Here is a 21411-nt window from a genome sequence, read left to right as displayed (position 1 = left end):
CGGCTCCCCCGCCCCTACGGTGCGAACGGGGACGGACGGCAGGTTCCCCGAAAATGGACAGGTCGGCCGGACACCGCGCTGGAGCGCGGATGAAGAGCGGTACGTTATGTTAAGGTACCCGACGCAGGTCGCGGTGAAATTTATCGCGCGCGTCACGGGGCGTACCATCCAGGCCGTACGCGCCAAGGCTATACGCCTTGGCGTACGTCGACCGCTACGCGGTCGGGCGGCTGGCGCCGCCTTGCTCATGGCGCCCCCCCCCCCCCCGCACATTTCAATCACAAAATCAAATACTTATTTAAATAAACTTGACTTTTCCGGATTGGTCTCGCGCAACCAATCCGGCCGCGCGATCTGGGATGACCGGGCTGTCTCACATCTCGCCGAACTCTGGAAACGCCTCTACAGCCCTGCCTTCATTGCCAGAATTCTTGGCCTGACGGTCAAGACCGTCGGCGAGGCCGCGCGTCGCGCAGGCCTTCCCGCCAGGACCGGCCTCACGCTGCGCACGAGCTGCCCGTCTGACGATCCGTTCGCCGTTCCCGAAAACAGCACGGTGGCAGGTCAGATGGTCAAGAAAATCTGCCGTGTCACCAGCCGGATCTTCTTCGTCTCGCCACGCGACCAGAAAACCGTGCATTGCAGCCTGCTCGGACGCAGGCGTCTTGCCACATACGCAGCCGGATTTGCCTGAACATGCGCAATAGCAGTCAGGCGATTACACGACGTCTTCTTGATCCGACATTCGGGCAACTGATGATGGGGCGGCTGACGCTTACCCTTATTGTCAGCATGATCGTCAACGTCGGTCTGGCGATTTCCCTTTTCGTGGCAATCACGCATCCACCCCGCGTGAAGCACATCTATCACGACCCGTTCGGAAAGCCGCGTGAGCTGATCGTTACCGATCAGCCGTATTTCACGGACGCTCAGGTTACGAACTGGAGCGTCGAGAAGGTAACCGGCCTTTATACGATCAATTTCTTGCAATACGCGCAGCAACTTTCATCCTATGCCCAATACTTCACCACCCCGGCATGGAATACATGGCTCGATGCCTTCAAGAAGCCAGGGAATATCGAGTTTATCAAGAGCAGGAGGGTCATGCTGACGGCATCCCTCAAATCCGCAGGCTCGGTCAGATGGGAAGGAATTACACCGCGCGGGGACTATGAATGGCATGTCTATTTTCCCATGTACCTCAAATGGGAGAACGGCAGCGGCTCCAAGACCGACCTGCTTGCGGTCAACGTCATAATTCGCCGGACGAATGATCCCCTTCATCCCGATGGGCTGGTCATTGCGGAGCTGAACGCACCTCGTGCCAGTGATGGCGGTGACTGAATGGTCTCATCACGCACGGTATTACTGGGTCTGATGCTTGCCTCAGCCCCATTCCCGGCCATGTACGCCCAGTCCCTCAATCATGATGACAGGTCCGAGCATGCCGATCCCGTCTATGCGGGCAGCCTGCCGCCGCCTCCCGACGCGATGGGCAGGCTCTATAACCGCTTTGACGCGGGCCAGCGGGCGCTTGACGGGGCCGATGACCCGCACCGGATCGTGGTGCCGGTTTCGCGCTCCGTAACGGTCGCCATGGCGGCTGGCGCACAGATCAATATCGTGCGGATCGCACAGGATTATCCGGCATCCATCACATTTCTTGATGAGACGGGTCAGCCGTGGCCAATTGCATGGGACATCGCCAGCAACAAGAACGGCGGCTGTGATCAGGACGGGGCGGGGCATAATACCGCCGTACGCCCGGTCGGCATCAATGCCTGTGTGCCGGAGCCGGGTTCGAATGTGCTGCAGCTCACGCCGGTTACACGCTACGCCCATGGCGGTGTGCTCGTCAGTCTCAAGGGTGCGCCAAAACCCATCAGTTTCATGATCGTGGCAGGAACCGGCTCATATGACGCCGATCTTACCGCCCGCATAGCCGCGCGCGGTCCAAACGCACATGACAGGCCAAGTGCAGGGCCGGACATACCGGCCACAGGCTCCTCGTTTTTCAACGCCATGCTCGACGGCACACCACCGGCCGAAGCAGTACCGCTTCTGGTTTCAGGTGGAGACCCGGACCGCATACGCGCCTGGCAGTACGGTCACCACATGTATCTACGAACGAATTACGAAGTCGTTTCCCCCGGGCCTACGGGGCATGAAGCGCAGTATGGCTTCACGGTCTTCGAAATTCCAGAAACGCCTGAAGTCCTCGTAAACAATGGTGCCGGAACGCCACCCTTTCCTCTCCATCTCGCGAAGGATGGCCCGTGAACGCACAGCCAGAACCTCCCAGGACCAGGCTGCGCGCAAGCCTTGACGATACACGGCGCGTTGCCGCCTATGTCGTCGTGCTGTTCGCGATCGGTCTCGCAGTCCTGTACTTCGTGTTTCATGTCGGCAGGCAGGATACACCGCACTCCGCAAGCGTGAAGACACCCGCCCTCACGGCACCCGCGGGTGGCAACAACCAGTCGCCACGTCTCGATGACATCACCAGCCAGCAGGAAAAGAAAAACGCCGAAGACGCTGCGCGAAAGAACCAGTCCTATACGCCCGCCCTTTCCGGCCGCGACCTCCCGAGGGAACACCACATAGCCGAACTGGGAGACCCGCCAGGAACTACGAAACCTACGGACGAGGCACAGAACAAAAAGCCACCGGCGCCCGTCACACCCCCCCCTTCCGGCTCGAAGCCTTCCGCTCGGGAAGTGCAACCGGCACCCAAACCGCCACCATCACAGGTGAATGATCCGTTCAGCAACGCTCCTGCAACATCCGCGACGCCAGCCGCGAAGACGCTTCACGCGAATACGTCGCACGAAGAGCCCGCAATCAGCCTTGCAGCGCAGGCCGAGCTGATCGCCGCGTGGTCCGGACATGGCTCCCAGCTTGAAATGATGCTCCCGGATGATGACAGCCGTCCTTCCACCCGCCGCGGTAACAGCATCGCCAGTTCGACCGCTTCCACGATAGTCCGGGCCGATGCCTTTGGCCGAAGCGCCGAAAATACGAATGACAGTGGGGCACAGACGTCACCTGCAGGAAGCGCCAGCCAGTCATCACACGCGGGACAGAAACCCATGCTTGCCGCAGGCCGGGGTGTCTATGGCCATTCGGTCATCACCTCGAACAGCGATCTGGGTGACCAGGTGCTTGTCGAGATAGATTCAGGTCCATTCCCCAAGGCGCGTATCAGCGGCGCGTTCCAGATGAAGAACGACCGGCTCGTCATCAAGCTTGACCGCCTGATGATTGGCGATACAGACCCCATTGCGGTCTCGGCTTACGCCGTATCCCCCAAAACCGCCGAAACCGGTGTCGCGTCCGAAGTGGACGAGCATCTCGCCACCCGCATCATCCTGCCAACGGCAGCGGCCTTCGTTGAGGGGCTCGGCAACGCAATGATGAGCGCGAACACGACGTCCTACACCGGCGGATACGGGATGACCTCGTTCACCCATCTCAATCTTGCCCAGCAGATGGGTGCCGCCTCCGGGCGGATGGGAGAGCAGCTCTCGCAGGTGCTCCAGAAGCAGACCGCGCAGCAGGCCACGGTCAAGCTCAAACAGGGTGACGAGGTCGGCGTACTCTTCGACGAGCCTGTCTATGCGCCCTGATCCGCACCCACAACCGGTCGCCCCACAATGGTGCGACAAAGGAGAGGTCCTATGAAAGGTAGCGCACTCATGCAGGAAACTGACGGCGGATCGGTGACGATGCTACGTACGCCCGCAAGCAACGCCCAGGGTAGTCCGGGCGGCCCGCCGCCGCAGCCCGGTGTCCGCAGCCCGGACGCCACGGGTTCGGAACCCCCGCAGGGGCCGGCACAGATGACGACAGCACGCGGGCGTGTTCCGCAGGACGAAGCGCAGGTAGCCCGGTCAGTCCTGTCTCGCCGGAATATCTACATCGGCGCCGCAGTCCTTGTCGGCGGCATGGGTATTGGGGGTTTTCTTGCCGCACACCATGGTGTGTCCGTTCCCTTTGTCGTGCAACAGGGCGCTCCCAACGCCAGCGGCACGACACTCAATCCGGCACCGAACCAGACCGCGTCCCAGACAGCAAGCATATCGCCCCCCCGGTTTGATACGCCGAACACGCCGCCTGTGGCTGGGCAGGCACAGCTACAGGCCAGCATGCCTGTGCCGAACACTGCTCCTTTCCCTGCATCGATCCAGGTGGCCCCCCCTATGGCCCCAACAGTAGAGTCCGGTTCCATTCAGACCGCACAGCCGCCCGGCATGCAGCCCCCATCCGTTTCAGCCGCGTCGGTAGCTGCGGGACCTGTAGAGCCGCCGGCGTCGCCCGCCGATGAACATGCCGCGCCGGCTGCATCTTCTACACAACCCACGGCCGAGGACCGCCTTCTCGTGGAAATCAGCCACCGGATGGAAGAACTTTCCGACCACGTTGATACACTCGAACACAAACTGGACACGACGCAGCAGGCATTCGGTGAAAAGCTTGCAACCGGTATGGGCGAGTTCGGTGGCCGTCTGGATGAACTGCGGCATCGCGAGGACATGCTGGAAACTCAGGCCCGTGAACAGGCCACGAGGGCTCAGCCCGTTCCTGCCCCCGCCCCAGAACCGGCGGTGCAGGCAAATGCAACGCCTCCTGTCACGCCCCCGGCAAAAGCGCCGCAGACGCCGCCCCAGGAGAAGAAGCCGGCCCATCATGAAAGCGCGCACCACGACGCACCCGCCGCGCCAGCCATCGCCCTGCCGCATTACACGGTTCAGGCCGCCGCTCCCGACATTGCCATCCTCACAGGCCCGGAAGGCAATCCGATCCGCGTCGAACCCGGCGCCGATCTCGGTGCATGGGGGAAGGTCGTATCCGTCAGGCAGGAACGGAACGGCTGGGTCGTCCAGACCGAGCGCGGCGTAATCCGGTAATCATCCCATGCAGGGACTGTTCAATTTCGTCGCGGATATCGGGGCCGCACTGGAATGGGTGCTACCGATGCTTTGCTATATTGGCGGGGCATCATTCCTTCTTGGCGGCGTCTACGGGATCTATGAACGCTCGGCCCAGGCCGCCGGTATGGTCGGTCGGCCGTTCGTGCCTGAATTCATGATTTTCGTCGGCGCGACACTGCTTTCATTCCCCCAGTTCCTGAACATGGGCAACCAGACACTCGGGTTTGATACAAGCGCGTCCCTTTCCGGCAGCAACGCCCCGGCCGCCGTGTCGATCGACACCCTGACCAGCGCCATTACCGGCGGACCGGTCCAGGTGTTCTCGGCGATACTGCGCATGTTCCGGTTTTACTTCATGAGCTATGGCGCGCTGATCGTCTACTTCGCGATCATCCGGCAGGTCGGCCGCGCCAAAGGCACCAACAACTCATCCACCGGACTCAACATCATCATGCTGGTCGGTGGTTTCCTTGTCATGAACGCGGATGTCATCGGCCCCAAGCTCCTTGTCGAGATGAATCTCGGGTCGTCATGAAAACACTCCGCCAGATCCATACGGTGAATTACACATGAACAAGCTTCATCACGCCCGAAAACTTGCCTGTGTCCTCGGGATTTCCGCCCTCACACTGCATCTGACCGATATGCCCGCGCATGCGCAGGCCATCGACCAGATCGCACAGAATGCGACTACCCATATCAATCTGGCATGGGGTTATCTGATGAACATGGTCTGCTGGGTAGGCGGCGGCCTGCTCCTCGCAATCTCCGTATTCGCCTGGTACCAGCACCAGCGCAATCCCAACGCAGGCATCCGCATGGGCATGGTGCTCACCGGACTGGTCTGCGGCGGCTTCCTGCTGACATTTCCGTTCCTCGCCCGCACCACGGCCTTCACGCTCTTTGAGCAGAACCCGACCGTCACCGGCGCGCAGAAGCAGATGCTGTTCGATCAGTAACATGTTTGACCCCATCACGCATGCGAGGGCGCCCAAGGGCGCTCTCAGGCTCTCCATGAACCCGGTTCCGGAAGGGCAGGGCTGCAAGTGCTGCGGCAATATGAGTGCCCGTCTCTCGGTCGCGGACATCCCGTTATGCCCGACCTGCGCGCCGGCATATGCGCTCGACGAGCCGGACATCGACACGGTGGCCGTCCTCATCTGGTTGCCCCAGATGGATCAGGGCGTGCTGGGACGCCTTGCCAGCGCAATATATGTTGCCAAGACGCGTCCCGACGTTGCCAACGGCGAGGGGTCTGCCCGGGCGGAACAGGCAAACCGGGTATTTTTGGCACTCTACAAATTACGCGAACAGGCGCAGGAAAGGTTCGGCACCAATTCGCCTGCCGCGCTGCGCAGGATCGTTTCCAATACACCGCGCCATGACCTTGACGGCCGACACGGCACATCCGGCCTGCGCATCCTCATGCGAGGGAGATGGTTCAGCGTAAACCCAGAATTCTACACACGCACGCTTCGTCTCTGGGCCGCCGGTTTATGAAAACGCGACGGCAAAAACCGGAAACCGTCCACAGGCGTGTGCCGCTACGTCGCGCATTCAGCCCGACAAACGCCATACTTCGTGCCCTGAGTGCCGCATCCAGGGCATTCCGCCGCGAAATTACTTCATTCTGCGACCTTGCGACATGCGACGCCAGCGGCCTCATAACATTCGGCGGCGATTACGCTACCGTCCTGCGCATCGGTGGCCTGCGCAGGCTTGCGACAAAACAGGATATCGTTGCGGCCGCAAGAGCCCTTCGTGACGAACTGGCCAGCCTGTTCGCTGAGCCCGGACACGCCCTGCAGTTCTGCTACTCCGCCGATCCCGACGCGGTCCGCGACATTGTCGAACGGAACCTTACCGACCGGCGCGCCATAGCACGCGCCCTGAATGCGGGCTTCGAGGATGTGTTCACCGAGCGCGCCCGTGTCCTGACGCCTTACATGCGCGAGGACCGGATATGGCTTGTGGTATGGACCCGTCCCGGTCGCCTTTCCCGCCCCGAGCAGAAGCTCATCGCGCAGCGACGCAGACGCGACAGGGCTGGCATTCCCCCGATCGGCGATGCACAGAATCCCTTTCTCTCCTGCCCGGAGCTGGCGACCATCCATACCGCGTTCGTCGCACGCGTCCTGGAGGCGATGGCCAAGCGCGATGTCATGGTGGAAGAACTCGCACCGCGTGATGGCCTGCGGGCCATTCGCGAGGAGGTCTATCCGGAGACCGCGGGAGCGGACTGGACGCCTTCCACGCCACTGGACCGCCCGCCCCAGCATATCCCCGACGAAGACCCGCCGCCCGACATTTCGGACATGCTCTGGCCACCACTGCGTGAACAGGTCTTCATGGACGACGCCTATACGCCGGGATTTTCCTGGGCGCGTCTCGGGGTGAATGACTGGACGCCCGTGGACATGACCCGCGCGCCGGATGCACAGGCGCTTGCGCCATTTACCGAGCTTGCAGCCCGTATGGCGCAGCGCAGGATGCCCTGGCGCATGGGCGCGCTGATAGAAGGCGCACGCCCCGGCTACTTGAGCTGGAAGGCCGCCATCGCCACCTTCCTCAAGTTCGGGACCAACAGGGCCATCCATATGGCCTTTCAGGAACTCGACGCCATCCGGGCACGCCAGGATGAGGCGATCACCAAATTCCGGGTCTCATTTGCGACCCGGGCCAGCATGGGAGATGAGGAACGCCTCGCGATCCGTGCGTCCCGCCTGCAGCAGGCCATTGGCGCATGGGGTGGCGCCAGCGCCACGCGCGTATGTGGTGACCCGCTCGCCGGTGTCATGTCCTCGGCGCCAGGTCTCGCCATCGCATCGACCGCGCCACCGACCGCCGCCCCCCTGACCGAAGCCCTGACGCTGATGCCATGGGCGCGCCAGGCCGCGCCATGGCGCGACGGCGCGGTCATGTTCCGCGCGGCGGACGGAAAGATCGTCTTCTATGATCCGTCGGGCGCCGGACGGGGCGCCGTGCTTGACCTGTTTGTTGGTCCGTCGCGACGCGGCAAGTCGGTCCTCGACAACGCCCTGCTCCTCGGAACCCTGCTCAGCAACGCGAGCATGAGCGATGAAGGACCGCGCATCCCCATGATCGGCAAGCTCGACATCGGGGATTCCACCGGCGGCTTTGTCGACATGGTGACCAACGGCCTGCGCCCCGAGGACCGGCATCTTGCAGTGCATGTGCCCTTTCAGCTCATCGCCGAACATGCCTACAACATATTCGACACCGAGGCGTGCTGTCGCAAACCCCTGAGCTATCACCGCACGTTTCTTGAAAACTTCCTCTCGCTGGTCTGCTCCCCGCTGGATGGCAACGCATTCGAGAGTATGAACCAGTTGATCTCGGCAGTGATCACCTGCGTGTATGAACTCTACTCCGATCACGGGCCATCGGTCCGCCCCAAACCTTACCGGGCAGGCACGAACCCGACAATCGACACCCGCCTTGCCGCATTGCGCATAGAAGTCGCGCAACATGCTACGTGGTGGGAAATCGCCGACGCCTTCGCGCAGGCCGGAGACACGCGGTTTGCGCACTTCGCGACCCAGCAGGCGGTCCCCGTCATCGAGGACATGCTGGATGCCATACGGGAAGACCGGGTCAGGATTCCGTTTGAAAAGCCTAACCCGACAGGCGGCCAGGAAAACACGATCGACATCTTCCGCCGCTACATCAGCGCCTTCATCAGCCGTTATCCCACCCTGAACCGTCCAACCAGACTGGACCTTGGCGACGCGCGCATCATCGTGATGGACATTGCCCGTGTCGCACCCGAAGGGCCCGGCGAGTCACAGCGCCAGACGGAACTCATGTTCCTGCTCGGCTTCCAGATCATGGCCCGGAACTTCTTCCTCGACCCCGACGAAGCCAACAACGTCCCGGCCCATGTGCGCCCCCACCACGAGCGACGGTTTCGCGAGTTCCGTGAATCCTTCAAACGCATCGGCTGCGACGAGTTCCAGCGCACGGCGGGCGCGCCACTTATCCAGCGCCAGTTCGAAGAAGCTGCCCGCCGCGCAGCCAAGCTCAACGTAAAGATCGGGCTTGCCAGCCAGAAACTCGCGGATCTCGGCACCTATCTCATCCAGCATTCCACCGGACGCTTCATCCTTGGCGCGGCCAATCCCGACGAAGCAAAGGAAATTGCCGAGACATTCCGACTGACCACTGCGGGTCACCAGATACTCGAAACCGGCCTCACTGGCCCGCGACAGGATGGGGCCGGATCGCCACTAATCCTCCAGATCCTCGTCAATGGCGAGTGGTACGAGCTTCATGTCCTGAACCTCATGGGACCGATCGAACTGTGGGCTCTTTCCACAACTCCCGAAGATACGGCCCTGCGCCGCCGGGTCTATGACGCACTGGGCACGACGGAAGCCCGCCGGAGACTGGCGCAGGTCTTCTCGCGCGGCACGGCGCTGACGGAAATCGAGCGACGGAAGCAGGCCCGGACCCGCCAGGGAGAAACCGGGTCCGTGGCGATGGGGGGTGTCGTAAGTGAACTGGCCGATGAAATCATCAACGGAACGGGGCTCGGCACCGTCATCCGCCAGGAAAGTTCGGTGGACACGTCCGGACCCACAACGGACCCCACGATACTGTCCCCATGAAACGAAACCATCTCCTTCTGGCGGTGCTGCCCATCCTGACCGGGTGCGGCGCGCACGCGGACACCACGCCTGTTGACGTGACCACGCCGGCGCTGCCCTCCCCTGAACTGGCGCTTCAGCATAGCGTTGATCGCGTCCACAGCTTCATGAGCAGCCTGAATGAACGGCTGGACCGGCCTGCGCCGGTTGCAGTCCCTCCCGGGGCGGTGGAGGCCGCGCTGGCAAAAGCGGCGGCATCTGCGGCGCCGGTATCCCGGCCTGCCCGGACGCCGTCCCCGCAGGGGCCACACGCGGAGCCTGTGGCCATCCGTGGCAAGGGCGGCGTCGTATGGTTCGCCTATGCGGACGGCTCCCCGCTCATCACCTGCAATCCCGGTGATCTATGCCTCGTCCGGCTACAGTCGGGCGAGACCACATCGCAGGACATGGCGGTGCTGACAGGGGGCACAGGATGGCGCGCCGACGTGGTGCGCGGCACCAGAGGCATTCATGCGGGATGGGCCGTCGCCCTCTCCGTGACACCGGGTGCCCAGGACGCCGTGCTGCGGCTTGTCACCAATCGTCGGTCATACATCCTGCGCCTTGCGCCACACGCGCCGAGCATGAACTCGGTGGCGTTCGCCTACGGCCCGGGAGATCCGGTTTCACAGTCCGAGCCCTCGACTTCCACGTCATCGAGGACACAGGACCGGTCGCCGCCAGACTTCTCCTACCGTATGAGCGGTGCGGAGCCTTCATGGAAACCGATGCGCGTGTACCGCGACGGCGGCCGCACCTACATCCAGTTCCCGCCGGGGGGCATCAATGCGGCTCCCCGCCTGGTCATCGTCTCCCCGCAGGCTTCGAGCACGCAGGATTTCGAGACGACGGGAGATTCCTACGTCATCAACCAGCCCGTCGATGAGGCCCTGCTCATCGGCAAGGAGGCAGGTTCCCCCACAATCCGTATAGCCCATGAAGGAAAGCAGTGATGCGCCTGCGCCATCATGTCGCCAGCCTGTCCGTTGTCGCAGCACTCAGCGGCTGCGCCGGACAGGCGCCCGACACGACCTCCCATATTTCCGGGGCGACCTTCCGCGATACTTCCGCCCTGACCGTCTTTATTGCCGATATTCTGGCGAACAGCATGGATGCACGCCAGTCCACGATCAGGCTTCTGCCGTATTCGGGGGCAGACACCAGCCACGCCGCGATCCTGCTGAGCGATACGCTGCGTGAACGCGGGTTCGCGCTGTCGCCCGACGGGATGCGCTATCCGGGCGCCCATGACGTGCGTTATGCCGTCTCCCCGGTCGGACAGAACCTGCTGCTGGAACTCGATGTCGATGATGCGGATGCAACGTGTCTGTACGGACATGACGGGGATGGCGCACTCCAGCGGGTTGGAAGCTGCACGCTGCGCGCCGGCTCTGCCCTTACGCTCCGCATTCCCAGAACCGGTCCGGCCGGAATACCCGTTCTTCCGGCCACGACACCCGGCGTCGCCACGCCGCCGCCTGTCGAAATCTGGTCTCTCGTCGAAGGACAGCCCATCCGCGACCAGATGATCGCATGGGGTGATCGTGCCGGATGGAAGGTCATCTGGCCGCATTCCCTGAACTGGACGGTTCCCGCGATGACCTCGTTCTCCGGCGATTTCGTCAAGATCATGGGCGATGTGGTGCGTACCATCGCCGACGAAGGCAAATCCATCCATGCCGATTTCCATCCGTCGAACCGGATGCTTGTCGTCACTTCTCCCGGCGGAGACAGCCGTTGAAACCTTTCCTTACCCTTGCCGGCTCCTGCGCCCTTCTTGCCCTGCTGGCGGGATGCACCGATTTCAGGCGGGCGCATCACGCCGAAGATTCCATCCAGAAATTCGCACAGGAGAATCATGTCCCCGACCAGCCTGTCGTGACATTCAGTGACAGGCCGTGGCTACTGGGGGACAGCATCCGGGAAGTGGACCCGGTCCCCGACACCTTGTTGCGCCCGGCGGGCCTGACATTCGCGCGCCCCATGTCCCTGCGGGATATCGTAATGGCGGCAAGCCGCGTCACAACCATCCCCGTAAAGGTCGCCCCGGACGCTGACGATTACGACACCGGAAATGACGCGGACAGCGCGCCCGCCACAACGCCGGTTTCATTCAACGGCACGACCCTTCCGCCGCCGCCAGGTGCCACGGCTACGGGCATGACACCACGCCGGAGCGGCGGTTCGTCCAGAAATCCCGAGACCACGTGGAGCCATGTCGGCACGTGGTTCGACTATCACGGCACCCGTGAAGGCCTGTTCCAGACGATCGCGACCCGCTTTGGCATATCGCAGCGCTGGGTAGACGATCATATCGAGTTCTTCCGCTACCAGACGAAGACATTCCCGATTCCCGCCTTCGCAGGCAAGACCACCTCCAACAATTCCATCATCGCCTACACGGGCGGCGGCAACGGCTCGTCCAGCGGTATGGGTGGCATGGGTGGAGGCATGGGCGGTGGAATGAGTGGCGGCATGAGCTCGGGCGGAATGGGCGGTGGCATGGGCGGCAGTGGCGGCTCGTCGGGTCAGTCCATGGGAATGGGGTCCATTTATTCGCAAAGCGAGACCGACCGCTGGAAGAACCTCGAAAAAACGGCGCAGACCGTCTCGAACGGCGCGCAGGTTGTCGCCGATGACGGGCTTGGCACACTGACCGTGACCGGCACTCCTGACCAGGTCGCGCGTGTCGATGACTGGGTGCGCGCACTCAGTGACAACATGCTCAAGCAGGTGGCAATCGAGGTTCATGTCTACACGGTCAAGGTCTCGCGCGAGAGCAATTACGGCTTCAGCCCGCAGATGTCCTTTACCTCCCATGGCGGGCTGGTCGGCCTGACCTCGACCCCGGCCGCCATTCCCGCGCTGCAGACAACCGACACCCCGTTCTCCTTCGGGGCTTCGATCCTCAGCACCGGCAAGGGAACAGGCGGGCTTTTCTCGGGATCGAAAGTCGTCGTCCAGGCGCTCCAGCGCATCGGCAACGTCACCGAGCAGTATGACCGGTCCGCCGTCACGACCAATGGTAGCGTGGCCCCCTTCCAGAACGGGATCAATACGACATACCTCGAAAACGCAACGGCTCTGTTGCAAAGTTGGCGTGCCTGTTGGAAACCGCGGTCAGTTTTGAGGCGGGGCGTTGTGGATGAACGATTTCAAGGGTCGGCATTTTGGTGGAGCTGTGATCCTGTGGGCGGTTCGGTGGTATTGCCGCTACGGGATCAGCTATCGCGACCTTGAAACCATGCTGGCCGAGCGCGGTGTGAGCGTGGATCATTCCACGATCTACCGATGGGTGCAGCGCTATGCGCCCGAAATGGAAAAGCGCCTACGCTGGTACTGGAAACGCCCGGGCTTCTCCCGCAACTGGCGGGTGGATGAGACGTATATCAAGGTGAAGGGGCGTTGGACGTATCTATATCGGGCGGTCGACAAGGATGGGGATACGATTGATTTCTATCTGTCGCCAACCCGAAACGCGAAGGCGGCCCAACGCTTCCTGGGCAAGGCGGTGAACGGTCTGAAGGACTGGGAGAAGCCCGAGACGATCAACACGGACAGGGCCCCGACCTATGGGATTGCGATCGGCGAGCTCAAAAAGGACGGCAAGCTGACGGATACGGTGAAACACCGCCAGGTGAAGTATCTGAACAACGTGATCGAGGCCGATCATGGCAAGCTGAAGCAGCTGATCCGGCCTGTTCGCGGATTCAAGACCCTGAAGACGGCCTATGCGACCATCAGGGGCTTCGAGGTCATGCGGGCCTTGAAAAAAGGGCAGGCCAAACCCTGGCAACAGGAAAAAGGCATCATGGGAGAAGTGCGTCTGATCGAAAGGCAGTTCGGGATTTACACAGCCTGAAAACCTTGGGAATCAGGCCCGATCCAACCCATTCCTAACTTTGCAACAGAGCCAACGCAACCTCCATGCTGGCGACCAATGCCGGCTCATCCAGCTCGCTCTCTCCCGGTGTCGTCATGTCGGGCTTCATGGGATCGGTAACACCCAAGATCATCGACAACCGCATCCTGCTGCATGTCAATTTCCTCCTGCAGACGCTCCTTTCAATCACCACGATCAACAGCAACGGATCGTCGATCCAGGCCCCCAAGACGTCCAGCACGTCGCTCGATGACACGGTAACGCTCCAGAACAATTCCACCCTTGTCCTCAGTGGCTACGTCGATGACGCCACCCAGCGCACCCGTAACGGTGTCGGTTCCGCCCTGAACTGGCTTCTGGGCGGCGGTGGCGACGCCGTGGTCGAGAAAACCCACGTGGTCGTAACCGTGGAGGCGCACACGCTATGAAGCTGTTACTGCTCGCCGCCTGCTGCGCGGCAGTTTTTCCTGGCGCGGCGGTTGCGTCTTCTGCCATTCCGCTGCCTGTCTGCGCCTCACACCTCGCGGAGTCACCGATTGGTGGCGTGATGACTCAGGACCAGATCGACGCCAACAATTCCTGCATCATGACCCTGCAACAGGATACAGCAATTGCAGAAGCCGCCGCAAAAATAGAGGACGCAAACAGGCGGGCCGCCGGCAAGCCGGACAAACCTGAAAATCCTTTGCGAGCCTATTCCTCCCCGGCTTCTCCCGTCATAGTGACCCCGCAACCCAGTCCACCGCCGTTGCCTCCCCATCGCGAAGAAAAGACAGCAGCCCATTCCGAGACAGCGCCATTATCCACGCCTGCCACTCCCGTAATGCAATCACCCCCCCTCCCGGTTGTCGACGGCATCATGTGGGACGGATCGACCTACACAGCCATCCTCATGTTTCCCGATGGCAGCTCAATGGAGGTGAAGCGCGGAACAACACTTCCCGACGGATCCACTATCGCTATCGTAGCCCAGTCAGGTGTTTATACAGAAAACAACAATATAATCCGCCCATTACGTTCGGCGAGCGGTAAGGTGCCAGTTCCGCCCCCGCCTACCATGGCTACCGCAAAAAAAATGACGGGACCTCCCGTTTCGCCGCCTGCAACGGCAGCACAGTGAGGGCTCCATGGGATTTTTCATAAAGGATGGGGCTCGGGTCTGGTGCGGCGATCTGCGATGGAAACAATATTCGCGCAAGCCATCTTTCTGGAGCATCCGTCATGATGCCGTTGAGATGGGGATGACACATTTCGTCCGCACGCCCCAACTACCCAACCGGATCGGGTATCTCAAGCTGGACCAGAGGGGCGAAAAGATAACTCCGGACAGCCTGCTCCTGTCGGTTGCAGACCATTTCGGCGCGCAATATTTTGGCCAGTACGAAGTAGGACCTGACCAGCATTGGCTGATCGCCACCGACGATATGGGAATTCCGCTCCTCGGCTCGGATGGGATCTACACGACTGACGAAATCGACGCGATAAAAACATCTTTCGCGGGACACACATTCACCCGCGAAGATATCCTTTCAGAAGATGAGTTTGCCGCTCTTCAGAAAGTATTGCCGCCGACACAGGTCGTTCTGCGATCGATATCACTGCGTTCTTACTATATCGGAGCATCAATCATCTGTGCGTCCGTCCTTGTCGTCGTACAGGCCACACGCGTCATAGAACAGCACCGCCTGGAGGCATTGCGTCTCGCCGCGCAGAAAACCCTGAACCAGACTACCCGCCCCTTCAAGCCGCCACCGCCGGTCGCCCCTGGCGACTGGATAAGAACTTGCATACGCGCGGCACGATCATTTCAGGTTTTTGTCAACGGCTGGACACTTGGGCACTGGGACTGCATTGACCACAATCTGGCCGTTACATGGCAGCGCAGTGGCGGCACGCTCGCGCCTGCTCCCGCAGGTGAGATACAGGACAGCGGCAATACGGTAGTCACCCATATTCTTCTCGATGTTCCTGCTGCCGATCCGACGCTACCCCCACCTTCACTTGATGAGCGTCAGTTTCTCGCTTTCATCCAGAAGGCAGGCGAAACACCAGCAATAGGCAAAGCTTCCAACGACACCGTCCGCAGGGCGGCAGGTGGTCCTGTTCCGATGCTGGCTGCGAGTTTTACCTGGCGGAGCGATCCACAGGCGATTCCGTGGAACGACTTTCGTGGCCTCCACGTCACGCAGATGTCGCATGTCGTGACCTCAACCGCACAGACGGGATCCAGGAACAGTCCGACTGGTGGTTATCAGATTCAGGTGATGCTCGACAATGCCGCTGAACCTGCCCCCCGACACTGAGGACCATCACATGCCCAGACGGATACTGAACTTGCTGTTCCGGCGAATGGATTCAGGACCACGCAATGAACTGGTCGTCCCCCGGGACCTTGAGGGACATATCTACATCGACCAGGTCAATCAGGAAATTCTTGCCAGTGAAAACCTGAAAAGGAAAACCAGTTTCCTTGAATGGCTGGATGAGACACGTCGCCACCAGAACATGCGCCTTGTCCGGGTGAACTGGGTTCCGCTGAGCACCGTGACGGACAGGCTGGCCCATGAGCATCATGCCGGGGGCGTCCACGATCAGGAAGCGGCCGACGAGGAAGTCCGTGACCACGCCCTGACGCTTCTCAAACAAGCCTCGTCATGGCGTGCCACTGATATCCACATCATGCGCAAGGACCGCCATACCGAAATCCAGTTCCGCATCAACGGCAGTCTCGTCACTTCCAACCGGTTCGAACTCGACAACGCCTACGCAGACCGTCTCATGCGCGCGCTGTATTCGCTCGGCGGGTCGCGCGAAACCGCATATAGCGACCTGTCCTTTCAGGACGGGAGCATCGCGGGCGACGTACTGCGGGGCATGGGCCTGTCGAATGTCCGTATCGTCAGGGGGCCATGCTTCCCCGTCTCGGAAGGCGGAAAGTTCATGGTGCTCCGCCTCCAGCCCGCCGGAGAACGCAGCAGGCGGCCGGCACAGCCGATCAAGGAAAAGTTCAGGCCACCCCGCAGGCCGCCGGGCAAGCTCAAGCTGGAATCCTACGGATTTTCGCCGACGCAGATCGAGCGCCTCCTGAATATCGTGAACGCACCATCTGGCATCCTGATCTGCACGGGGCCGACAGGTTCGGGGAAGACGAGCCTGCTCTTTGAACTGGCCCGCAACAAGGCCGACATGCAACCCGGCCGTCGCCTCGTCTCGATCGAACACCCCGTGGAACTCCCCATGCCATGGGCGATCCAGCTTGATATAGCGAATACAGGCGGCGACACAGGGCGTAATACGCAGGCGGTGGGACAGGCTTTCAGGGACCGTCAGGTCACCAGCCTGCGTATGGACCCTGATGATCTGGTCGTGGGCGAAATCCGTGACGCAGAAGTGGCTCTGACCACTGTTGCCGCTGCCCAGACCGGGCATTTCGTCATGTCGACGTTGCATGTAGATGACCTTTTTGACGTCCCCCTTCGGCTGCACAACCTGGATTATGAACGGCTCGGCCTGAGCACTACCTGCAACGCCTCTGTCCTGCGTGGTCTCGTGGCGCAACGCCTGCTACCGGTCATCTGCCCGTTCTGCGCGATACCCTGGACCGTAAATGACGAGCGCATGACCCACCGCGCCCGTGAAGCCGTCCTGACATGGGGGGATGATCCATCCGCCATCCGCAGGATCGGCCCCGGCTGCGAGCACTGTAACGGGACCGGGATCGCCGGACGCACCGCCGTCGCCGAAGTGGTGGAGACCGATGAGCAGCTCATGTCGGATTTCGTGGAATTCGGGGTGGCCGTCGCGCGACACCGCTTTCGGGCACGCGACAACGTCGACCCCCCGATGGTCGAGACCGCAATGGGGCGCGTTTTCGAAGGTCTCGTCGATCCCTACGCCGTCACACAGACCGTTGACCGTATTCGCGCGCGCGATGTCGTCCTCGCCGAACGCGAGGCTGGAGCGCGGCGGGCGAGAGGCGGATGAACGTGCATAGCCAGCCGGTCTGCCACGCCGGATACGCTGAATGGTTCGCGCCCGTGTCCGCACCCACAACCGGGTGCGGGACACTCCTGTTGGACAGGATGGAATACACAAACCCATGGCTCTGAAAATCGTCTATTCGGATGTTTCTCCAACCGGCCCCGAACGTCCGACGACAGTGGCGGGCTGGCTCGACACCAACCTCTCATTCACATGGGAGGCGAGGGGCAAGCTTTACCAGATGATCGCCCTGCGCATGGGATGGGGCATCTCCACGGAGAGCATACTGACATTATACGCGCGGCAGCTACGCCGACGCGGCAGGCGTTCCGTGCCCAATATCCTCGACACCATCAGGACACGTATGGACACGAAAGGCCTCTCGTTTGCCGAGGCCATCAGGCCATACGTTCCCAGCGACGAATACATGATGATCGTCTCGGGCGACAAGGCGAACAACCTGCCTGGGGCACTGGATCTGGTCTGCGACGTCAAGACACGTATCCGCAAGATCATGCAGGCGGTGCGCAGCGCCCTGTACCAGCCCGCCAGCTATCTCGGCGTCATCTTCATATCCCTCTACGTGATCGCGAACTGGGTGGTGCCCAGCCTCGTCACGACATCCTCCATCATGAAAAACGACGACACTTCGCTTCATATCCTTGTCCTGGCGTCCAGTCTTGCGACCGGAAAGATGGCGATCGTCTCCGCCATGACGATCGTGGCCCTGACGGCAGCGTTATGGCTCAGCCTGACCAGGCTGACCGGCCCGGTCCGTGTGTTCCTCGAACGCTTTCCCCCATGGTCAACATACCGCAATGTCCAGGGATATGTCTGGCTCTCGGGGTTCATAGCCCTCGTGAGGGCAGGCATGCCCGACACCGAGGCGTTACAGCATCAGGCGGACACGGCAACGCCGTGGCTGCGCGAACGCCTCGATGCGATCCTTGCCAATCTCGGGCCTCGTGGACGGTCGCTGCCTGACGCAATGTTTGCCGCAGGGTACAACTTTCCCTCGCCCGAAATGATCGACGATATCGAGGCGAGCTGGGGCGGCAAGGGCGCTTACGATCGCCTCCTGAAGAACAGCCAGGTCTGGGCCGACATGCTTGAACAGCAGGCGCTGTCAGGCGCGGCCCGGGCACGCTCCGTATTTTCCATCGTCATGATGCTCCTCGCCGGCGGCCTTGCAGTCGTCGCAAGCAATGTCGGCTCCGGAGCCGGATCGGTTGGCGGCATGTAAGCGCCATCCACGCTCATCCCTGAATCTACCCTGAATATACAAAGGAAGACCACGCATGGACACCCTCGTTCCTATTGTCGTCAAAGTCGTTACGGCACTCCTCGCACTCGCCGCAATTCTGGGCCTCGTCTATGAACTGTTCCACAAAAGCAGCGCTGAAACGGCGGCGGGCTACCAGAGCAGCCTCTTCACCAATATCGAGGGCCTCTATCATGGCGGCCTGTCGGCGGCAAATTACGCCGACCTCACCAATTCCGTCGCGATCAGGGCCGCAGCCGTTCCACATGGCATGACGAACGGCGATGGCAGCACCATCGTGGGACCATGGCCGAACTCCATCGTAACACTGAGCAGCGCGAATGGTGGCGCTGGCTGGCAGGCCTCCTGGACCAATGTGCAGAGCGACGGCTGTGCCTCGTTCGTACGCTCACAGGCAGCATCCACCATTACGATCGGGGGCACGACCGTCACACCCACGGATACATCTGCGACAAGCGAGATCGCCAATGCCTGCAACGCCGTCCAGTCCGGGGCCACGACGACCATTGTCTTCGAGTATAACGGCTGAACGTGAGGAGCACCCCGGATGCCCTTTTTGACCCTGGCCTTTGCGGTTCTGCTTCTCGTCGGGAGCCTCGCGCAGGGGCTCGGGGTCAGCAACCGGCAGATACATCCGGTGCGTGACATTGTGGCCGACCCTGCCGCGCTAGCCTGGCTCGCGTACAAGGCCGCCGTGCAGCTTTATGTCGAGCGCAATCCCGGTTTCACAGGCTCGGTTCCCCTTGCGCAGCTTGGCCTGCCCCAGAACGGGGCGGGCCTCGCGGCGGCGGACAATCTCGTCACGCGCAATGGCGGAACAACGCAGGTCGTCACTTGGATGGCCCTGTCCGGGATCTCGATTGACAGCATACGTCGCCTTGCGGCTGGCGACCAGAGCATCGGTATTTCCCGAGGTACAACCTGGGAAACACCCACATATGGAAACATGGGCTCACTTCCGGTCGTCGTGCCACAGGACGATATCGTTTCGTGTGTTTCCTTCACCGGGTCAGGGTTCTGATGGAAAATATAGCTGGCGCCATCATCGCGGCGATCGTGGGCATGATGATCCTGCCCCATTTCCAGTCCATGGTAGTGCAGAACACAAGCCTGAGTACAGACGCGACGACGTCCGGGCAATTCCGCTCCCTTTTGGAAGCGGGACAGAAATACACCGACAAGCATAGCGAGTCCCTCTTCGGCTCGGTTCCCGTCAACGGCGCTCCGGTTACCCTGCCGCTGTCCACGCTTGTAAGCGACAGCGACCTTCTTCCCGGTTTCACGACCATGAATCCCTTTGGCCAGACATGGGTCGTCTATCTGTTGCAGCCGACACAGGGCACACTCTCGGTCGTCGTTGAAACGCAGGGCGGTACGACAATCAGCGGGGTGGACGAAGTCCGTATTGCCTCAGGCACCGGAGAGCAGGGCGGCTTCGTGCCCTATGACGGCATGTTCGGGAACCTGAACTCATCCACGGCCACCGGTGCCAGCAGGAGCTGGAGCCTGCCCCTGACTTCGATACCCAACCCCGGCCCAGGGCATCTTGTCGGCCTACTCCAGTATTCCAATGCGCCAGTCATGAACGCCGATTATCTCTATCGCGATCAGGTGCAGGGACATCCCGAATTCCAGACCATGAACGCTCCATTGAACATGGACGGCAACAATATCAATGCGGCCAATGACGTGAACGCAACACGAGGCATTTTTTCCGGCGGAAACCCAAACGGGGGATATGGCGGCGTGAAGGTAGGTGGTGCCTATATTTATGGCGACGACACCGATGCCGCTGTCCGTGCACCCGACTCAGGTGCGGTCTACATGCAGCATCCAAATGGACAACTTGCGGATCTGCAGGCTGCGCAAGGCCACTTCAGCCTCAATATCGGCACCAATGGGATGGAACCGGATGCTGGTCTTCCTCCAGGTCTGGTTGGAGGAGTTCACAGCGTGGACGGTTACTTTGAAGGCTCGCTTGCTCTTGGGCAGGGTGGAGCAAAAAATGTTGTTTTTGACAACGCAGGCCGGGGCTCCGTTGCACAATCGATGACGGCTGGCACCCAGTTCATCGTCGAAAATCCCGGCTGTGGTTTCCAGGTAGGAAACACGCAGTTTTGTGGAGATGCCTACAATACCTGGATCAATACTCCCGGCACGACGTATTTTCATCATGCCGATGGAACCAACGCCGACATCTCCGCCGGCTCAGCCACGGTCGATGACGTCAAGCTCGGAACCGATAACGGAGCTGCGGCAGTGGGTGGCGGCTGTTCTCCCAACGGTATGATCGCGCAAGAAACTACCGGGGACGGTGCCACCCTGAGCTGTATGAACGGTGTCTGGAAGCGGATATCCTCGAGCGCCCACGTGACATGGTATCTGCTCGCCCAGACGCCGGGAGGCTACCGAGGTCCCGGGAACTATCTTAGCACACAGTATTACGGTGACCTTGGTGAGCACCTGATGTGCGCACTCACCAGCATTTTCGAGGAGGGGACTGCCGACCCCCACTCCGTTCCCAACGCGACCCGCGTGATGCCAGTCGGTGCGGGACCAAACGGTGGACTGATCTGGTCATTACAGCGCGGGAATGATGGAAGTATTGGGGGATCCGCGGCATGCCTGGACCTGAACAGCGATGTCATCCAACCTGAGGGAAATGCCTACGTTGGTATGACCAACTGA

Annotated in this window: 21 protein-coding genes; all 21 read left to right on the top strand. The window is 61.2% G+C overall.

Features of this window, described 5'->3' with window-relative positions; translation table 11 throughout:
• Window positions 1-322: 322 nt before the first annotated feature.
• The 21 genes from LDL28_RS14310 to pilV all read left to right on the top strand — a co-directional run bounded on the left by LDL28_RS14310 (window position 323) and on the right by pilV (window position 21411).
• Window positions 323-694, top strand: a complete 372-nt coding sequence (locus LDL28_RS14310) for a hypothetical protein (RefSeq protein WP_233059354.1) — start codon at window positions 323-325, stop codon at window positions 692-694.
• 2 nt (window positions 695-696) lie between these two features.
• The gene (locus LDL28_RS14305; protein ID WP_233059353.1) at window positions 697-1344 is read left to right on the top strand and encodes a DotI/IcmL/TraM family protein; all 648 of its coding nucleotides are present in this window, start codon (window positions 697-699) and stop codon (window positions 1342-1344) included.
• Window positions 1345-1377: 33 nt separating this feature from the next.
• A complete protein-coding gene (locus LDL28_RS14300) occupies window positions 1378-2280 on the top strand; it encodes a DotH/IcmK family type IV secretion protein (protein WP_233059352.1) in 903 nt (300 codons plus the stop codon).
• Window positions 2277-3626, top strand: a complete 1350-nt coding sequence (locus tag LDL28_RS15745; protein WP_233059351.1) for a TrbI/VirB10 family protein — start codon at window positions 2277-2279, stop codon at window positions 3624-3626. Before LDL28_RS14300 ends, LDL28_RS15745 begins: the two co-directional genes overlap by 4 nt.
• A gap of 99 nt (window positions 3627-3725) precedes the next feature.
• A complete protein-coding gene (locus LDL28_RS14290; protein WP_233059350.1) occupies window positions 3726-4907 on the top strand; it encodes a hypothetical protein in 1182 nt (393 codons plus the stop codon).
• 7 nt (window positions 4908-4914) lie between these two features.
• Window positions 4915-5466 (top strand): hypothetical protein, encoded by a 552-nt coding sequence (locus LDL28_RS14285; protein WP_233059349.1) that lies wholly within the window; start codon window positions 4915-4917, stop codon window positions 5464-5466.
• Window positions 5467-5500: 34 nt separating this feature from the next.
• Entirely contained in the window at window positions 5501-5890 is a 390-nt protein-coding gene (locus LDL28_RS14280) for a hypothetical protein (protein ID WP_233059348.1), read from the top strand.
• Window position 5891: 1 nt separating this feature from the next.
• Complete coding sequence (locus LDL28_RS14275) at window positions 5892-6431, top strand: hypothetical protein (RefSeq protein ID WP_233059347.1); 540 nt, start codon at window positions 5892-5894, stop codon at window positions 6429-6431.
• Window positions 6432-6469: 38 nt separating this feature from the next.
• Complete coding sequence (locus LDL28_RS14270; protein WP_233059346.1) at window positions 6470-9559, top strand: type IV secretion protein DotO; 3090 nt, start codon at window positions 6470-6472, stop codon at window positions 9557-9559.
• Window positions 9556-10530: a TrbG/VirB9 family P-type conjugative transfer protein gene (locus LDL28_RS14265; protein ID WP_233059345.1), complete on the top strand. Its 975-nt coding sequence runs from the start codon at window positions 9556-9558 to the stop codon at window positions 10528-10530. Before LDL28_RS14270 ends, LDL28_RS14265 begins: the two co-directional genes overlap by 4 nt.
• On the top strand, window positions 10530-11318 hold the full coding sequence (locus LDL28_RS14260) for a toxin co-regulated pilus biosynthesis Q family protein (protein WP_233059344.1): 789 nt from the start codon (window positions 10530-10532) through the stop codon (window positions 11316-11318). Before LDL28_RS14265 ends, LDL28_RS14260 begins: the two co-directional genes overlap by 1 nt.
• A complete protein-coding gene (locus LDL28_RS14255; protein WP_233059343.1) occupies window positions 11315-12817 on the top strand; it encodes a pilus assembly protein PilN in 1503 nt (500 codons plus the stop codon). The genes LDL28_RS14260 and LDL28_RS14255 overlap by 4 nt, the downstream gene beginning before the upstream one ends.
• Complete coding sequence (locus LDL28_RS14250) at window positions 12723-13439, top strand: IS6 family transposase (protein ID WP_233059342.1); 717 nt, start codon at window positions 12723-12725, stop codon at window positions 13437-13439. Before LDL28_RS14255 ends, LDL28_RS14250 begins: the two co-directional genes overlap by 95 nt.
• A gap of 65 nt (window positions 13440-13504) precedes the next feature.
• Complete coding sequence (locus LDL28_RS14245; protein ID WP_233059341.1) at window positions 13505-13888, top strand: hypothetical protein; 384 nt, start codon at window positions 13505-13507, stop codon at window positions 13886-13888.
• Complete coding sequence (gene pilP / locus LDL28_RS14240; protein ID WP_233059340.1) at window positions 13885-14580, top strand: type IV pilus biogenesis protein PilP; 696 nt, start codon at window positions 13885-13887, stop codon at window positions 14578-14580. Before LDL28_RS14245 ends, pilP begins: the two co-directional genes overlap by 4 nt.
• Before the next feature lie 7 nt (window positions 14581-14587).
• Window positions 14588-15763 (top strand): type 4b pilus protein PilO2, encoded by a 1176-nt coding sequence (gene pilO2 / locus LDL28_RS14235; RefSeq protein ID WP_233059339.1) that lies wholly within the window; start codon window positions 14588-14590, stop codon window positions 15761-15763.
• A gap of 31 nt (window positions 15764-15794) precedes the next feature.
• Window positions 15795-17444 (top strand): GspE/PulE family protein, encoded by a 1650-nt coding sequence (locus LDL28_RS14230; RefSeq protein ID WP_233059338.1) that lies wholly within the window; start codon window positions 15795-15797, stop codon window positions 17442-17444.
• A gap of 115 nt (window positions 17445-17559) precedes the next feature.
• Complete coding sequence (locus tag LDL28_RS14225; protein WP_233059337.1) at window positions 17560-18684, top strand: type II secretion system F family protein; 1125 nt, start codon at window positions 17560-17562, stop codon at window positions 18682-18684.
• A 55-nt stretch (window positions 18685-18739) separates the two neighbouring features.
• Window positions 18740-19252, top strand: a complete 513-nt coding sequence (locus LDL28_RS14220; RefSeq protein ID WP_233059336.1) for a type 4 pilus major pilin — start codon at window positions 18740-18742, stop codon at window positions 19250-19252.
• Window positions 19253-19270: 18 nt separating this feature from the next.
• Window positions 19271-19744: a hypothetical protein gene (locus LDL28_RS14215; RefSeq protein ID WP_233059335.1), complete on the top strand. Its 474-nt coding sequence runs from the start codon at window positions 19271-19273 to the stop codon at window positions 19742-19744.
• Entirely contained in the window at window positions 19744-21411 is a 1668-nt protein-coding gene (pilV, locus tag LDL28_RS14210; RefSeq protein WP_233059334.1) for a shufflon system plasmid conjugative transfer pilus tip adhesin PilV, read from the top strand. The genes LDL28_RS14215 and pilV overlap by 1 nt, the downstream gene beginning before the upstream one ends.

It is taken from the genome of Komagataeibacter sp. FNDCR2, from assembly GCF_021295395.1.
GTDB lineage: Bacteria > Pseudomonadota > Alphaproteobacteria > Acetobacterales > Acetobacteraceae > Komagataeibacter.
This window is presented reverse-complemented; position numbering and strand designations above follow the sequence as displayed.

Bases quoted from the DNA above. Each gene is read 5' to 3' on its own strand.
- LDL28_RS14250 (WP_233059342.1), top strand. From the start codon at position 12,723: ATGAACGATTTCAAGGGTCGGCATTTTGGTGGAGCTGTGATCCTGTGG.
- LDL28_RS14265 (WP_233059345.1), top strand. From the start codon at position 9,556: ATGAAACGAAACCATCTCCTTCTGGCGGTGCTGCCCATCCTGACCGGG.
- pilP (WP_233059340.1), top strand. From the start codon at position 13,885: ATGAAGCTGTTACTGCTCGCCGCCTGCTGCGCGGCAGTTTTTCCTGGC.
- LDL28_RS14225 (WP_233059337.1), top strand. From the start codon at position 17,560: ATGGCTCTGAAAATCGTCTATTCGGATGTTTCTCCAACCGGCCCCGAA.
- LDL28_RS14290 (WP_233059350.1), top strand. From the start codon at position 3,726: ATGCTACGTACGCCCGCAAGCAACGCCCAGGGTAGTCCGGGCGGCCCG.
- LDL28_RS14215 (WP_233059335.1), top strand. From the start codon at position 19,271: ATGCCCTTTTTGACCCTGGCCTTTGCGGTTCTGCTTCTCGTCGGGAGC.
- LDL28_RS14280 (WP_233059348.1), top strand. From the start codon at position 5,501: ATGAACAAGCTTCATCACGCCCGAAAACTTGCCTGTGTCCTCGGGATT.
- pilO2 (WP_233059339.1), top strand. From the start codon at position 14,588: ATGGGATTTTTCATAAAGGATGGGGCTCGGGTCTGGTGCGGCGATCTG.
- pilV (WP_233059334.1), top strand. From the start codon at position 19,744: ATGGAAAATATAGCTGGCGCCATCATCGCGGCGATCGTGGGCATGATG.
- LDL28_RS14275 (WP_233059347.1), top strand. From the start codon at position 5,892: ATGTTTGACCCCATCACGCATGCGAGGGCGCCCAAGGGCGCTCTCAGG.
- LDL28_RS14220 (WP_233059336.1), top strand. From the start codon at position 18,740: ATGGACACCCTCGTTCCTATTGTCGTCAAAGTCGTTACGGCACTCCTC.
- LDL28_RS14245 (WP_233059341.1), top strand. From the start codon at position 13,505: ATGCTGGCGACCAATGCCGGCTCATCCAGCTCGCTCTCTCCCGGTGTC.
- LDL28_RS14260 (WP_233059344.1), top strand. From the start codon at position 10,530: ATGCGCCTGCGCCATCATGTCGCCAGCCTGTCCGTTGTCGCAGCACTC.
- LDL28_RS14305 (WP_233059353.1), top strand. From the start codon at position 697: ATGCGCAATAGCAGTCAGGCGATTACACGACGTCTTCTTGATCCGACA.
- LDL28_RS14300 (WP_233059352.1), top strand. From the start codon at position 1,378: ATGCTTGCCTCAGCCCCATTCCCGGCCATGTACGCCCAGTCCCTCAAT.
- LDL28_RS14285 (WP_233059349.1), top strand. From the start codon at position 4,915: ATGCAGGGACTGTTCAATTTCGTCGCGGATATCGGGGCCGCACTGGAA.